Below are 13778 nucleotides of genomic sequence, written 5' to 3' on the forward strand. Positions count from 1 at the left end.
GGTGCAGCCCTATCAAATATCCTGTCGGAATGGATCCGGCTGGGGAGACCTGAAAAAGCAAATTTCGGCGTTCCTTGCGGCGAAGCGGATTGATGGATTATCGGCCAGGACGATTGAAAACTACCGGTACACATTGGGAGTTTTTGCGGGACAGGTAGACCGAGCGGTGACCAAGATCACAGTGGACGATCTGCGGAAGTACATCTCCTATCTGTCCGAGACACGCGGCCTCCGGGATGGAAGCCTGCTGACCCACATCAATACCCTGCGCAGCTTCTTCAGCTGGCTGACAGTTGAAGGCGTCATTCGTAGAAATCCTATGCTCAAGATCAAGTCCCCCAGACTGGATCGCACCCGGTCGCGGCACGCATTGTCCCAGGAGCAGCTGGAACGGCTGCGGGATGCCTGCAAAACCTATAAAGAGCGGGCGCTGGTAGAGTTCCTTGTGTCTTCTGGATGCCGCTTGAGCGAGGTGTCCGGAATCCGGATGGAGGATGTCAACTGGCGGGATCGGAGCGTAGTCGTGCATGGCAAGGGCAACAAGAGCCGCAAGGTCTATTTCAGTGTCAGGGCCAAGCTGATGCTGGAGGAGTATATCGCCCGGCGCAAGGGTGGGGATGCCTTGTTTGTAAGCGTCAAGACACCGTACCCAGCCATGCAGCCGCGGGCAATCCAACGAGTGCTGGGATTGATCGGAGATCGGGTGGGGCTGCATGTGCATCCGCACCTGCTGCGTCACACCTTCGCGACGCTGGCGCTTGCCGGAGGCATGGACATCACAGTGATCCAGCGGCTTTTGGGCCATGAGGACACCAAGACAACCCTCATCTATGCGGAGCTGTCACAACGGACGATCCAGTATGAGTACGAACGGATTATAGCGTAAATCAGCTGAAGCAAAAAAGTTCCCAGAGATGTGCAACAAAACCGCACATCTCCGGGGATCAGGCGGAGTAAATGAAAGGACTTTTACGAAAGGGGTGGTAAACGTGGACACATCAGTAATCTCGCGGGCCGAGCACGATGAGTTTTGCAGGAGGCTGGAGGCGGAACACAAGCGTCTGGCCGCAGAGGACAACCGGCAGAATCATCGGATCGACACGCTGGAAGAGAAGGTGGAGCAGATCGGCGCGCTGGTTACATCGGTGGAAAAGCTGGCCCTGAACATGGAGATCATGGCCAACGAGCTGAAGCAGCAGGGGGAACGGCTGGAAAGCCTGGAAGCACGCGACGGGGAAAACTGGCGTAAGGCGGTCGGGCATATCGTCACTGTCGTGATCGGAGCCATGATCGGCTTTATCTGCACCAGGATCGGATTGTGAGAAGGAGGTAAAGATGAATTACCAAGAGTTTGTACGTATTGTGATCTATCTTTGTGCGCTGATCTTCGGGGGTCTTGCTCTGTGGTATCGGGGCAATGCCAAGGTCAGCGGACGGGTGGCGGCGTTGATCCGGCGGGCCGAGGAGCTGTATAGTGACCTGACCAATGCGGGTGGCGTTAAGTTTGAGTGGGTTGTCGGTCAACTCTATAGCCTGCTGCCACTTGCAATCAGGCCGTTTGTGCCGCGCAGTCTGATCGAACAGATTGTACAGACCACCTTTGACGCGATTGAGGGATATGCCAAGATGCAGTTGGACAGGCTGACGGGCAGCAGTCAAGAGATGGGGCAGGGCAAGGACTGTGAGGTATTGAGATGAGCCAGAGACTGACACTGCCGTTTAAGGCCATGCGGATCACAGCTGGATATAAACATCCGCAATATCTCAAAGAGTGGGGCTGGCCCCATTATGGCGTGGACTGCTACGATCCCAATACCCATGATGTACTCGCTCTGGGAGATGGTGAGGTGATCGCCGCTGGACAGGACGGTCCGACATTGACCGGCAATCTTTCCCGGTTGGGTATGGTGACAGTGATCGTCTACCGGGATGTGCTCTGCAACGACGGCAAGGTGCGGGATCTGACCGCCCGCACCTACCATCATGCGAGCGTCGCGGTCAGGGCAGGAGACAAGGTACGCCACGGTCAGGTGATTGCCCAGTATGGCAACACTGGAGCCAACAGCAGCGGCCCACACCTGCACATTGAGCTGGATACCGACACCAAGTATCCGACCCTTGCGCCCGGCGTGTCGGTAACGGCCAACAACCGGATCATCAATACCAAGACCGAGTATGCCAGGGCGGGAGGGCTGTCCGACAGCACGATCAATCCGGCCAAGGTCTGGTTTATTGGAGATGGGCAGAGTATCGCCGGAGCAGCGGGGAGCTGGTGTGCCCAGAGCGATCTGGTCGTACCTGAACTGCCCGCAGAGACGTCGGATCAGCCGGATTATAAGGCGAGATATGAGGCGCTGTGCGCAGAAATTATGGCTCTGGCCGCGAAGTATAAAGAGGAATAAATGCGAAAGAACGCCCCTGGGGTGGATGTATCTTCAATAGAAGGTTCCGCTTCAAGGGCGTTTTTATTTATGAGATTTTATCGCATATAGAACATACCTTATTCGATTGTTCCATCCTTCTCCTGAAGCGTCAGAAAGTATTCCATAGGCTTTTGAAACTCCTGGCTGATTTTATAGAGAAGAGGAGCAGAAATGGAAGTATCCCCGCTTTTCAGATTTCGTATATGGCGCGTGGAGATATCCAGGTGTTCTGCAAGCTGTTCCTGCTTCAGATCCGATTCCCTGATTGCATTATCGAATTTTTCATGATCGAGTAATGCGACTTTTGCCATGATGTAACCCTCCTGTTTAGATTATAGATTTGCAGCGGATAGAGTGTCGTTCATCCACTCTCTATAATCAAAATAAAGGAGATTAACTGCAATATGAAGGAAATCGACTTCCGATTGTAAAATTTTGTAGTTTTTTTGTGGAATTTAGGGGTAACTCATGGTATATACCATGAGTTACCCCTTGTTTGTATCATAAATTTAATTAATGCCAAAAGAGCAGACTGTAAAACAGTCTGCTCTTTTCATAACTAAACTTATCGTTTAATTATGCACCCAAATAACCCATCAACAAAAATAAAGCAAGGTATATTCGGATATAAAGTGTAATGGCGGAGCGGGTGGGATTCGAACCCACGGTACCCGAAGGTACAACTGATTTCGAGTCAGTCCCGTTATGACCACTTCGATACCGCTCCATATAAAATTTGTCCTTTAGAAAATCATAAACAAAAATGATAACCTCATGACAGTAAAAAATTATAGCATATAAGCCGCAGGAAGTCAATGGGATTGTGTAATTTTTCACTATAAAATTTCCAGTGTGCATCTGCGGATTTTCAGGGTGTTGTGCAGGAAACAGATTTATGGTATAATAATTGCAAAACAGCTACCATACCAGAGCTATGGCTAGGACGATGCGCAGGCAGGGCCTGCTCCTGTCCCAACGGATTAAGCTGATCTGGCGGTCATATCCGTATGACAAATGGTTGCAGGGCCTGTTGTTTCAATCATTTCAGTAAGGGGGAAATTCGGATGGATCAGAAGATAAGGGTAGGTATTGTAGGTTACGGAAATCTGGGGCGCGGAGTTGAACTTGCGCTTGGTCAGCAGCCAGATATGGAACTTGCCGCGGTTTTCACCAGACGCAATCCGGACAAACTGCAGATACAGTCGAAGGGTGTACCAGTGAAAAATGTAAGTGAAGTAGCCGCGATGAAGGGCGAGATTGATGTAATGATTCTATGTGGTGGATCGGCGACCGATCTGCCCGAGATGGGGCCGCAGTTTGCAAGGCTTTTCAATACGATCGACAGTTTTGACACCCATGCAAAAATCCCAGCATATTTTGCATCGGTCGATGAAGCTGCGAAAGCAGGGGGGACGCTCTCGATTATCTCGGTGGGCTGGGATCCGGGACTGTTTTCGATCAATCGCATTTTCGGTGAATCAGTTCTTCCGGAAGGAGGAACCTATACTTTCTGGGGACGCGGCGTAAGCCAGGGACATTCGGATGCAATCCGGCGGATTCCAGGGGTAAAAAACGCGATCCAATACACCGTCCCGATTCAGGAGGCAGTAGAGGCGGTACGCACAGGCTCCTGTCCTGAGTTGGCTACCCGGCAGAAGCATCAGCGGGAATGCTATGTTGTTGCGGAGGAAGGTGCGGATCAGGCTGTTATCGAGCAGTCAATCAAGACGATGCCCAATTATTTCTCCGACTATGATACAACTGTACATTTTGTCACCGAGGAGACATTGAAAGCGGAGCATAACAAGATGCCGCATGGTGGTTTTGTGATTCGCAGCGGAAAAACAGGGAAATCAGATAACCGGCATATCATTGAATATGCGCTGACTCTCGACTCGAACCCCGAGTTCACTTCAAGCGTGCTGGTCTGTTACGCACGTGCTGCCTATCGGCTGTCCAGCAGAGGCGAGACCGGTGCCAGATCGGTATTCGACATTGCACCTGCTCTGCTTTCCCCCAAGACAGGGGAACAGCTCCGGGCAGAACTGTTGTAATATCTCTGCCTGCAAAACTCCCGCAGCTTGTTAATAGTCCTGCGGGAGTTCCTGTATCTGTAAGCGGTTGGGGCGGTGTTTTTACTTGCAAACAGTAGGAAATACAGGTATCACAAAACAAGGAGTTTTTCGGAAAGGTGGTTGAGAATTGGAATATTATGGGACATTGGGTCCATCCTGCCAAGATTCCAAACTTCTGTCCGCTCTTTTCCGGGAAGGGATGACAGGTGTACGTCTGAATCTTTCGCACATGGGTTTGGAAGGGTGTGCCGAATGGCTGGAGCATCTAAGACAGGCAGCGCGGGAAATCACCATCCAACCACAGCTTTTGATTGACCTCCAGGGCCCTGAGCTGCGGATTGGAGCGTTGGACATGCCAGTTATGCTGCAAGAGGGGGAATCACTTCTTCTTGGTGAAGGAGGGGTGCCGGTCCCAGAGCTGCTGTCCCATGCACTCATCCCCGGATCAGAGCTGCTTTTGGATGACGGAATCATACGGCTGCGGACGGTATGCTGCACAGGAAATACAATCACCTGCACTGTATTGAGAGGAGGGGTTCTGCGTTCCCGCAAGAGTATTGCTGTGCCAGGAATGCAGCTGCATCCGCCTACTCTGACCAGTTCGGACTACCAGAATCTGAAATTGGCGAAGCAGTGCGGAGTAACCGGTGTTATGCTCCCATTTGTGCGCGGTCCAGAGGATCTATGCACGTTACGTCAGGCGTTGCAAGCAGTCGGTGCGCCGGAAATTCAGGTTTTTGCCAAGCTGGAAAACCGGGCTGGACTGGCACGTCTATCTGAGCTGCTGCCTTATGCGGACCAGATCGTGATTGCGCGTGGAGACTTGGGAAACGACATGCCGCTCTGGGAGCTGCCGGCGGCACAGAAGGAGGCCGCAGTAGCCTGCCGGAAGGAAAACAAGTCATTCATGGTCGTGACCCAGCTTCTGCATTCGATGCACCATGCCGCAGTTCCAACCCGGGCCGAGGTTTTGGATATCTTTAATGCCGTTTTGGACGGGGCTTCCTCGCTGATGTTGACTGGAGAGACTGCGGTGGGGCAATATCCTGTAGAAGCGATGCGGTATCTGGTGCAGACAGCAGAACAGGCACTGGTCTATCTGGAACGAGAGAAAGGGGAAAAAGCATGACCGAAACAGAACAGAAAACAGAGGTACAGCAGCAAGAAGAGGAACGCCCGTCAGAGTGGTCCGAGTTGACAGGACTGCTTCGCCAGATGCAGGAGGACGCAGCAGAACAGAAAAAATATGCCCGCAGGCAGTACAGGTTGATGCAGGTCTGTACCGGAATTTTTGGTTGTCTGCTGGCGGTTGTGTTGGCGGCGGGTCTGGTGCTTTATCCTAAAATAAACGCATTGATGGGACAGTCGGAGGCGGTACTGACAAACCTGCAAAGTGCAACCTCGGATATTGCACAGCTCGATTACGCTGGAACGCTCGGAAAAGTTGACAGTCTGCTTGAAAAAGGGGAGGATGGGGTCGCCGAGATGCTGGAAAGCGTAAAGCATGCGCTGGAAATTCTGGAAAGCATTGATATTCAAAAGCTGAATACCGCGATCAATGATCTGCAAACCGCAATTTCCCCTATTGCGAATCTTTTTGGAAGAAAATAAGCCCACATATGGCACAGAAAAAAAGACCTCCCGATAACACGGGAGGTCTTTTTTTGATCAGCGTCTTGCAAGCAGGTCTTTGATCTTTTCCAACGGATCGAGGATTTTACTGATGGACATTTCCTGATTGATCGCAGCGATAAAGTATGCAATATATTTGGAAACATCTACCTCATAGAACCACTCACGCTGCCGAAGCGCATCGGTGCGGTAGGTGAGATTGGTACCGAGCACACCCGAGATAATGCCATCACGATAGGCCTTATCGAATGCATCCACCCCATTCGTAAAGATCGCATAGGTAGAATAGGCGAAAATACGGCGGGCCTTGCGTTTTTTTAGCTCATATGCAATGTCGAGCATCGACTCACCCGAAGAGATGATGTCATCTGCAATAAAGATGTCTTTGCCCTCTACCGAGTCGCCAAGGTATTCATGCGCTACAATCGGATTGCGTCCATTGATGATGCGGGAATAATCGCGGCGTTTATAGAACATCCCAAGGTCCACGCCGAGGACAGAAGCATAGTACATATTACGCTGCATGGCGCCTTCGTCCGGGCTTACCACCATGAAATGACCCCGGTCAATCTGAAGGTCGCTGGCTGAACGGAGCAGTGTCTTGAGCACCTGATAAGAAGGGATCACGTTGTCAAAGCCCATGAGCGGGACTGCGTTCTGAACGCGGGGGTCGTGCGCATCAAAGGTGATAACGTTGGAAACACCCATATTTTGCAGCTCCTGCAACGCAAACGCACAGTCGAGGGACTCACGATAGCTGCGGCGGTGCTGGCGGCTGCCGTAAAGGATCGGCATAATCACCGTAATCCGATGTGCTTTACCACTCGCAGCCTGAATCAGGCGTTTGAGATCCTGGAAATGGTCGTCCGGGGACATATGGTTTTGCACCCCGAACATCTTATAGGTGCAGCTATAGTTCCCAGTATCTACAAGAAAGAAGAGGTCATCGCCGCGGACGGTCGACTTGATAATGCCTTTTCCATCCCCGGAAGAGAAACGGGGACATTCGCTCTCGACAATAAAGGAATCATAATCCATGCCGGCGTCTGTAGCCCAACGAATGAGATGCTTATTGATCTTTTTTCCAAGTTCCTGTGCGCTTTCAGTGACAATCAGCCCCAGCTTTGCAACGTAGCTTTCATCAAAAAAAATCTCTTTCTCATCAAAATTTGCCATAGGATGTGACATTGACGATACCTCTTTCTTTTTGGTTTCTCCGGCGCCTGCGTTTTGATCCGCCGTCCTCTGTTTGCCGAAGCAGAGGACGGGAGCCACCATCGGCCTTTAAAACCGAAGTCAGGACCAAAATTACACGGATAGCATTATACAAAAAACAACCGTTTTTGTATACGTCTTTTTGGAAAATAGGAGTTTTCCATAAATGCGTACAAATGTAGAGCTTAAAATTGTCGTATTCGCATATGAAACAGGGGAATCATTCGACAATCGCACTCAAAGACTGTGGAACGGCCAGCTCATAAGGATCAGGAATAATGGTATGGATCAATCCTTTGTAAAGCGATTTTTTCCAATAGCGGTTTGCGAGCAGAGGAGAAGAGAATTTTTTGGCAAGTGCGGGGTCGTACAGCAGAACACGGGTGCTGAACAGATATTTTTCCTCTCCGTTTTCAATCACACGGATAATAAAACGGCTGATTTGAGACCACATCCTTTCTCCAGAGACTCGGTAACAGTCTTATTTTATCATTGTTTTTTGGGACAAGCAAGTAAATTGCAGAAAAGGGGAGCATTTTTTACCTATTGTACAAAAATTTGTAGATATTCACCAATTTCGGACCGCAATAATATGCAAATAGCGCACAAAGGAAAAGGTATAGCTGGAGAGCGGGCGGGCGAAAGCGTCAAATGTATGAGTGGTGACAAGCGGGTCGCTGCCCTCAAACCCGCTGACGAACAGCGAGTGATACCATCGCCCTGCCGCATCCCCGAGCTGGATCAGGTCTCCCGTTTCGATCCCATCTGCTTCGGTCTGTTCTGCAAATGGTCCCACCGAACGGTTGCGGGTCAGAAAATTGTAGAGGTAGGGTACGCCGCTCCACGCTGCGGCGCGGTCGGTTGGACTGTTATAATACCATCCGACATCCCGGGCATAGTTCATCACTGCACCGCCTGAAAACAGGCATTGGGAGACGAAACTGGTACAGTCGCCCCCTATGCCGTCGAATCTCATATAACGGGGATTGCGTTCAAATGCCCATTTCTTGGCATATACTGCGGCTTTTTCCCGGTTGTAGGGGTAGGTTTTCAGCACGAAAAACGCCTCCTTTTGTTTTGGGTACGGTTTGAAGTTTCTGGATATACCATATTCTATGTCTCCCGGCTTGACTTTTGTCAAAAATTCGATTAAAATGCTCGTTAGAACCGAATGATGATGGGGGACGATGCCGCAGTTCCTGCGGCGGCGTCCTGTTTTTTCGCAGGAAAGATGGGGTTGGATGGAAGTGTATCCGTACTGTTACAGCGGTGGAAAAAAGCTGCGGTGTGGCTATACCACTGGTTCCTGCGCGGCGGCCGCAGCTAAAGCTGCGGCGACACATCTGCTTACCGGAAAGGAGCAGGCGGCAGTTTCAATCCTGCTTCCAAAAGGCATCCAGCTCCGCCTTTCGTCCGAACTCTGCTCGGTGTCGCCCGGAAAGGCGGTTTACGGGGTGCGCAAGGATGCCGGCGACGATGTTGACGTGACCAATAGACTGTTGATCTGTGCCGAAGTCAGTTTCTTTCCAGGCAGGGAAATCCTGGTCGAAGGCGGGGAAGGCGTTGGACGGGTCACACGTCCGGGCTTGGAACAGCCGCCTGGTGCGGCAGCGATCAACCAGATACCCCGTCGGATGATTGAGCAGGAAGTTCGGGAGGTGCTGGACAGGTTCGGGGCGAATCTAGGCGCGCGGGTGACCGTTTCTGTTCCGGATGGGCAGCGGGTTGCTGCCAAGACCTACAACCCCCGCCTTGGAATTGTAGGAGGCATTTCGATTCTGGGTACAACCGGAATTGTCGAGCCAATGAGCGGAGCCGCCCTGATACAGACGATTCGTGCCGAACTGGATATGCTGCGCGCGGCAGGGGATACACCGATCCTACTGACACCGGGAAATTATGGGGAACGCTTTGCCTCCAAAGAGATCGGGCTTCCGCTCGACAGGGCGGCACTGTGCAGCAATTTTATCGGCGATGCGCTCGATTATGCGGATCATCTGGGATTTACCGGGCTGCTTCTGGTTGGGCACATTGGAAAGCTGGTCAAGCTGGCGGCAGGGGTGTTTCAAACCCATTCCCGGGTCGCTGATGCACGAATGGAGATTTTTGCTGCCCATGCCGCGCTGGCGGGTGCAGATCGGATGCTGGCATCTGCGCTGATGCAGGCGGATACAACCGACCGGGCGGTCGAGCTTTTGGAGCAGGCAGGGCTGCGCGATCCGGTGATGAAAACGATCATAGAAAAAATCGGGTTCCATCTTGGGCAGAGGTTGAAAAACACCCCGTTTGGCGCAGTGGTCTTTTCCAACCAGTATGGCATTTTGGGGCAGACTTTGGGTGCAGAACAGCTGATTTTTCAAATCAAACGAGCGTGTTGGAGGAAAGAAGATGCAGGGAAGATTGTACGGGGTGAGTGTCGGACCCGGGGACCCGGAACTGATGACCCTGAAAGCGGTGCGGGTGATCCGCTCCTGTGAAGTGGTGGCGGTACCGCAGTCGGGGGCGGAAACCCAGGTTGCCTGGAAGATCGCCTGCGAAGCGGTTCCGGAGATCTTTTCCAAACAGAAGATAGACCTCTCATTTCCCATGACGCGGGATCCGGGCCGGCTGGAAGCGTGCCACACTGCGGCAGCTGCGCAGATCGCGGAACAGCTTGAGAAAGGGAAGTCGGTCGCGTTCCTGACCCTTGGGGATGTTTCGATCTATTCCACCTACGCTTATATGCAGGAGAGAATCCGCGCGCTGGGATTCGAAGCCGAGATGGTAGCAGGGGTACCTTCGTTCTGCGCAGTCGCGTCACGGCTTGGCATCAGTTTGACCGAAGCCGCAAAGCCGCTCCATATCATCCCCGCCTCGTATGAGGGTGCGGATGAAGGTCTGGACTGGAACGGTGTCAAGGTACTGATGAAAACCGGCAAAAAGATTGGGCAGGTCAAAACAGCTCTGCGGGAACGGGGTCTTTATCAACAGGCGCGGATGGTTGAGCGGTGCGGGATGGAGGGGGAACGGATTCTGGATTCTCTTGATCAGGCCGATGAGGCTTCCAGCTATTTTTCAATCATCATAGCCGGGGAACGGCAGCCCGACTGAGAGGGGGAATACGCAGATGGTTCATTTTGTAGGGGCTGGATGCGGCGCCCCCGACCTGATTACCCTTCGGGGACACCGGCTCTTACAGCAGGCGGATCAGATCATCTATGCGGGATCGCTGGTCAATCCCGCACTTCTGGAGGCTGCGAAATCTGGTTGTGTTATCCGTAACAGCGCGCAGATGACCCTTGAGCAGGTACTGGAGTCGATCCGGGAGGCCGAAGCCATAGGTCAGACCACTGTGCGTCTGCATACTGGAGACCCTTCGCTCTATGGTGCAGTCAGGGAGCAGATCGACGCATTACAATCAGAGGGGATTTCCTTCGATATCACCCCTGGGGTAAGTGCGTTCAGCGGGGCCGCTGCCGCGCTGGGGCATCTGGGGGGAGCGGAATACACCCTGCCGGGCGTCTCCCAGACACTGATTGTCACCCGGATGGCGGGACGCACCCCGGTTCCGGAATCCGAGTCGATTGAACGGCTGGCGGCGCATCGGGCCAGCATGGCGGTCTATCTGAGTGCTGGGATGGCCGGGGAGTTGAGCGACCGCCTGATCTGTGGCGGCTATTCAGCAGATACCCCTGCAGCGATCGTTTACAAGGCGAGCTGGCCGGACGAGAAAACGATTCTTTGTACGGTTGGGCAGCTTCCTGTATGTGCACAGGAGCATGGCATCCAAAAAACTGCATTGATTTTGATTGGGGAATACCTGCGGGGAACATCGTCCCATTATGAGCGGTCCAAACTCTATGATCCGTCGTTTTCAACTGGATTCCGGGAGGCGAGCCAGTGAAGCTGTCAATCGTCGCGTTCACCAAAACGGGTGCAGCCCTTCTCAACCGCCTGGAAGATGGAATGAGAGCAGCAGGGTACGAGGTAATGGACGCATCAGTCCTGCGGCGGGGAGGGACGGAGCCGCGTCCCAGCCTGCATGATTGGGCGGAACAGGCCTTTTCAGGCGACGCAGTTCTCTTTGTCGGAGCTTGTGGGATCGCTGTACGGGCGATTGCACCGTTTGTCCGGGACAAATTCTGTGATCCGGCGGTCGTTTCGGTCGATGAGCTGGGACGGTTTGCGGTTCCGCTTTTGAGTGGGCATGTAGGCGGCGCCAACGAGCTCGCCAAAGAGGTGGCAAAATTGACCGGCGGGGTGGCGGTAATCTCAACCGCGACCGATCTGCATCAAAAATTTGCGGTTGATCTGTGGGCGGCCTCACAAGGGCTTTCCATCGGGGAACGGGAGCTGGCCAAGCGGGTCTCTGCCGCAGTTCTGGCGGGGGAGAAGGTCGGGTTTGATAGTGACTTCCCGGTTGCCGGGAGGCTTCCCGACGGGCTTTTGTATGCACAGTCCGGATTACTTGGTATCCATCTGACGCTCGATGGGCATACCCGTCCGTTTGACAACACCCTGCATCTGTTCCCACGTTTGGTAACCGTCGGTGTCGGATGCCGGAAAGGGATTTCGGAGGAACAGTTTGAACAGGCGGTGTTGAGCGTGCTCGCGTCCCACCAGATTTCTCTTTTTGCGGTACGGCAGATCGCAACGATCGACCGAAAATCGCAGGAGCCATGCATCCGAGCATTTTGCGGGAAATACAGCCTGCCGCTGGAAACCGTTTCCGCGCAGACATTGGTGCAGACAGAAGGTCAGTTCACCGGTTCGGCATTTGTGGAGCGGACGGTTGGAGTGGACAACGTCTGTGAACGGGCTGCGGTGGCCTGTGGAGGGGGAGAACTGCTCTTTCGAAAGGTTGCGATAGATGGCGTGACCGTCGCCGCTGCAATGCCGTTTCCGGAACTGACATTTTGAGGGGAGGGAACAGAATGGGCAAAATTTTTGTAGTCGGGATCGGCCCTGGAAATCGGCTGGACATGACTGCCAGGGCGGTCGCCGCGCTCGAACGGAGCGACATAATCGCTGGATATACCGTCTATGTTGATCTGGTGCGGAGCCAGTTCCCACAGAAAGCATGTTTGACCACCCCAATGCGTCAGGAAGCTGACCGCTGCCGCGCCGCGCTTGAACAGGCCGCAGGCGGGCAGACAGTCGCGTTGGTATGTAGTGGAGATGCGGGTGTTTATGGAATGGCTGGGCTGGTCTACGAACTTTCAGACCAATACCCGCCGGTGGAGATCGAGGTGGTTGCGGGTGTAACAGCCGCATGCAGCGGAGCTGCGCTGCTTGGTGCACCTCTGGTTCACGACTTTGCAGTGATCTCTCTGAGCGACCTTCTGACCCCTTGGGAGACGATCGAAAAACGGCTGGATGCGGCAGGCATGGCGGATTTCTGTATCTGTCTGTACAACCCTGCAAGCAAAAAACGTACAGACCATCTGCAACGGGCATGTGACATCCTGCTGAGATACCGTTCTCCCAGCGCTGCGGCAGGGATTGTGAAGAATATCGGGCGGAACGGAGAACAGGCCCGGGTGATGACCCTTCTCGAGCTGCGGGAGGAAACAGTGGATATGTTTACCACCGTTTTTATTGGGAATTCCTCCACCACGCTGAAAAACGGCAGAATGGTCACACCGAGGGGGTATCGGGATGTCTAATTTTCTGGTGTTTGCCGGTACAACTGAGGGTAGGCGACTGATCGAGCTGCTCTATCGGTGCGGCGTGTCGGTCTGTGCAAGCGTCGCAACCGGATATGGCAGGCAGCTTCTTCCGGATGCGGTCAAGGTGTTTGCCGACCGCCTCGATCAGGATGAGATGGCCACAATGCTGCAAAACCTGAAATTCGACTGTGTGATAGACGCCACCCACCCTTATGCAGATGAGGCGACCCGCAATATCTGTCAGGCATGCGAAAAGACAAGAACCCGCTATCTGCGGATTGACCGGCCGTCCGCGCAGTCGGACGGATGCGTCTATGTGGAGGATGCGCGGCAGGCTGTGGATGTCTTAAGCGCGACAACCGGCAATGTGCTCCTTACCACCGGGAGCAAGGACCTGGATATTTTTGCCCGTCTGCCCGATTTCCAAAAGCGGCTTTATCCGAGGGTTCTTCCAGCGTTGGAGTCGCTGGAAAGATGCCTGACGCTTGGATACCCACAAAAGCATATTATAGCGATGCAGGGTCCGTTTTCCCGGGAAATGAACCTCGCGACACTGCGGGAGATCGGGGCGGGCCTGCTGGTAACCAAGGACTCAGGCGAGACCGGAGGTTTCCCGGAAAAACTGGCGGCAGCGCAGGATGCCGGCGCGACGGTCATCGTAATCAACAGGCCGTCAACAGGCCGGGGGATGCGCTACCGGGAGGTGGTATCCCTGTTGACCGATGAGTTTGGGCTGAGAATCCCTGATACAGTTCCGGAAGAGCTATTATAACGGGACAGAGGAG

The 13778-nt window shown here is 53.3% G+C and carries 17 protein-coding genes and 1 tRNA gene; 13 read left to right on the forward strand and 5 right to left on the reverse strand.

What is annotated here, in order from left to right:
- The 4 genes from xerA to C814_RS22160 all read left to right on the forward strand — a co-directional run.
- On the forward strand, window positions 1-886 hold an 886-nt coding region (gene xerA, locus C814_RS10370), incomplete at its 5' end, for a site-specific tyrosine recombinase/integron integrase (RefSeq protein ID WP_022788305.1).
- Between the two features lie 103 nt (window positions 887-989).
- Complete coding sequence (locus tag C814_RS10375; protein ID WP_031219540.1) at window positions 990-1322, forward strand: hypothetical protein; 333 nt, start codon at window positions 990-992, stop codon at window positions 1320-1322.
- 13 nt (window positions 1323-1335) lie between these two features.
- Entirely contained in the window at window positions 1336-1698 is a 363-nt protein-coding gene (locus C814_RS10380) for a hypothetical protein (protein WP_016316618.1), read from the forward strand.
- Window positions 1695-2402, forward strand: a complete 708-nt coding sequence (locus C814_RS22160) for a M23 family metallopeptidase (protein WP_016316619.1) — start codon at window positions 1695-1697, stop codon at window positions 2400-2402. Before C814_RS10380 ends, C814_RS22160 begins: the two co-directional genes overlap by 4 nt.
- Before the next feature lie 98 nt (window positions 2403-2500).
- Here C814_RS22160 and C814_RS10385 read toward each other — a convergent pair whose 3' ends face one another.
- A complete protein-coding gene (locus C814_RS10385; protein ID WP_016316620.1) occupies window positions 2501-2734 on the reverse strand; it encodes a helix-turn-helix transcriptional regulator in 234 nt (77 codons plus the stop codon).
- A gap of 327 nt (window positions 2735-3061) precedes the next feature.
- Window positions 3062-3150: transfer RNA gene (locus C814_RS10390), tRNA-Ser, on the reverse strand.
- A 337-nt stretch (window positions 3151-3487) separates the two neighbouring features.
- Between C814_RS10390 and C814_RS10395 the strand changes: the two genes are divergently transcribed.
- From C814_RS10395 to C814_RS10405, 3 genes are all read left to right on the forward strand, one after another.
- Window positions 3488-4477 carry a diaminopimelate dehydrogenase gene (locus C814_RS10395; RefSeq protein WP_016317764.1) on the forward strand — a complete coding sequence of 330 codons (990 nt, stop codon included), beginning with the start codon at window positions 3488-3490 and terminating at the stop codon, window positions 4475-4477.
- A gap of 148 nt (window positions 4478-4625) precedes the next feature.
- Window positions 4626-5627, forward strand: a complete 1002-nt coding sequence (locus C814_RS10400; RefSeq protein WP_016317765.1) for a pyruvate kinase — start codon at window positions 4626-4628, stop codon at window positions 5625-5627.
- On the forward strand, window positions 5624-6109 hold the full coding sequence (locus C814_RS10405; protein WP_016317766.1) for a hypothetical protein: 486 nt from the start codon (window positions 5624-5626) through the stop codon (window positions 6107-6109). Before C814_RS10400 ends, C814_RS10405 begins: the two co-directional genes overlap by 4 nt.
- Before the next feature lie 57 nt (window positions 6110-6166).
- On the opposite strand, the gene C814_RS10410 is transcribed toward C814_RS10405, so the two are convergent.
- The 3 genes from C814_RS10410 to C814_RS10420 form a co-directional block, all read right to left on the reverse strand.
- Window positions 6167-7318 (reverse strand): ribose-phosphate pyrophosphokinase, encoded by a 1152-nt coding sequence (locus C814_RS10410; protein WP_016317767.1) that lies wholly within the window; start codon window positions 7316-7318, stop codon window positions 6167-6169.
- 247 nt (window positions 7319-7565) lie between these two features.
- Window positions 7566-7799, reverse strand: coding sequence for a hypothetical protein (locus C814_RS10415; protein ID WP_016317768.1), 234 nt, complete (start codon window positions 7797-7799; stop codon window positions 7566-7568).
- Window positions 7800-7913: 114 nt separating this feature from the next.
- A complete protein-coding gene (locus C814_RS10420; protein ID WP_016317769.1) occupies window positions 7914-8402 on the reverse strand; it encodes an amidase domain-containing protein in 489 nt (162 codons plus the stop codon).
- A gap of 184 nt (window positions 8403-8586) precedes the next feature.
- Between C814_RS10420 and cbiD the strand changes: the two genes are divergently transcribed.
- Genes cbiD through cobK form a run of 6 tightly spaced genes read left to right on the forward strand, consistent with a single transcriptional unit; the run spans window position 8587 to window position 13765 of the window.
- Complete coding sequence (gene cbiD / locus C814_RS10425) at window positions 8587-9822, forward strand: cobalt-precorrin-5B (C(1))-methyltransferase CbiD (RefSeq protein ID WP_016317770.1); 1236 nt, start codon at window positions 8587-8589, stop codon at window positions 9820-9822.
- Window positions 9734-10435, forward strand: a complete 702-nt coding sequence (cobI, locus tag C814_RS10430) for a precorrin-2 C(20)-methyltransferase (protein ID WP_022788307.1) — start codon at window positions 9734-9736, stop codon at window positions 10433-10435. Before cbiD ends, cobI begins: the two co-directional genes overlap by 89 nt.
- A 16-nt stretch (window positions 10436-10451) precedes the next feature.
- On the forward strand, window positions 10452-11228 hold the full coding sequence (cobM, locus tag C814_RS10435) for a precorrin-4 C(11)-methyltransferase (protein ID WP_016317772.1): 777 nt from the start codon (window positions 10452-10454) through the stop codon (window positions 11226-11228).
- Entirely contained in the window at window positions 11225-12244 is a 1020-nt protein-coding gene (locus tag C814_RS10440; protein ID WP_016317773.1) for a cobalt-precorrin 5A hydrolase, read from the forward strand. Before cobM ends, C814_RS10440 begins: the two co-directional genes overlap by 4 nt.
- A 14-nt stretch (window positions 12245-12258) precedes the next feature.
- Window positions 12259-12990 (forward strand): precorrin-3B C(17)-methyltransferase, encoded by a 732-nt coding sequence (gene cobJ, locus C814_RS10445; RefSeq protein ID WP_016317774.1) that lies wholly within the window; start codon window positions 12259-12261, stop codon window positions 12988-12990.
- Entirely contained in the window at window positions 12983-13765 is a 783-nt protein-coding gene (gene cobK / locus C814_RS10450) for a precorrin-6A reductase (RefSeq protein ID WP_016317775.1), read from the forward strand. The genes cobJ and cobK overlap by 8 nt, the downstream gene beginning before the upstream one ends.
- Window positions 13766-13778 lie beyond the last annotated feature (13 nt).

It is taken from the genome of Anaerotruncus sp. G3(2012), from assembly GCF_000403395.2.
GTDB lineage: Bacteria > Bacillota > Clostridia > Oscillospirales > Ruminococcaceae > Anaerotruncus.

Excerpts from the sequence above, each read along its gene's own strand:
- C814_RS10415 (WP_016317768.1), bottom strand. The coding sequence starts at position 7,799 with ATGTGGTCTCAAATCAGCCGTTTTATTATCCGTGTGATTGAAAACGGA.
- cobJ (WP_016317774.1), top strand. The coding sequence starts at position 12,259 with ATGGGCAAAATTTTTGTAGTCGGGATCGGCCCTGGAAATCGGCTGGAC.
- C814_RS10380 (WP_016316618.1), top strand. The coding sequence starts at position 1,336 with ATGAATTACCAAGAGTTTGTACGTATTGTGATCTATCTTTGTGCGCTG.
- cbiD (WP_016317770.1), top strand. The coding sequence starts at position 8,587 with ATGGAAGTGTATCCGTACTGTTACAGCGGTGGAAAAAAGCTGCGGTGT.
- C814_RS10405 (WP_016317766.1), top strand. The coding sequence starts at position 5,624 with ATGACCGAAACAGAACAGAAAACAGAGGTACAGCAGCAAGAAGAGGAA.
- C814_RS10410 (WP_016317767.1), bottom strand. The coding sequence starts at position 7,318 with ATGTCACATCCTATGGCAAATTTTGATGAGAAAGAGATTTTTTTTGAT.
- cobI (WP_022788307.1), top strand. The coding sequence starts at position 9,734 with ATGCAGGGAAGATTGTACGGGGTGAGTGTCGGACCCGGGGACCCGGAA.
- C814_RS22160 (WP_016316619.1), top strand. The coding sequence starts at position 1,695 with ATGAGCCAGAGACTGACACTGCCGTTTAAGGCCATGCGGATCACAGCT.
- C814_RS10395 (WP_016317764.1), top strand. The coding sequence starts at position 3,488 with ATGGATCAGAAGATAAGGGTAGGTATTGTAGGTTACGGAAATCTGGGG.
- cobK (WP_016317775.1), top strand. The coding sequence starts at position 12,983 with ATGTCTAATTTTCTGGTGTTTGCCGGTACAACTGAGGGTAGGCGACTG.
- C814_RS10385 (WP_016316620.1), bottom strand. The coding sequence starts at position 2,734 with ATGGCAAAAGTCGCATTACTCGATCATGAAAAATTCGATAATGCAATC.
- cobM (WP_016317772.1), top strand. The coding sequence starts at position 10,452 with ATGGTTCATTTTGTAGGGGCTGGATGCGGCGCCCCCGACCTGATTACC.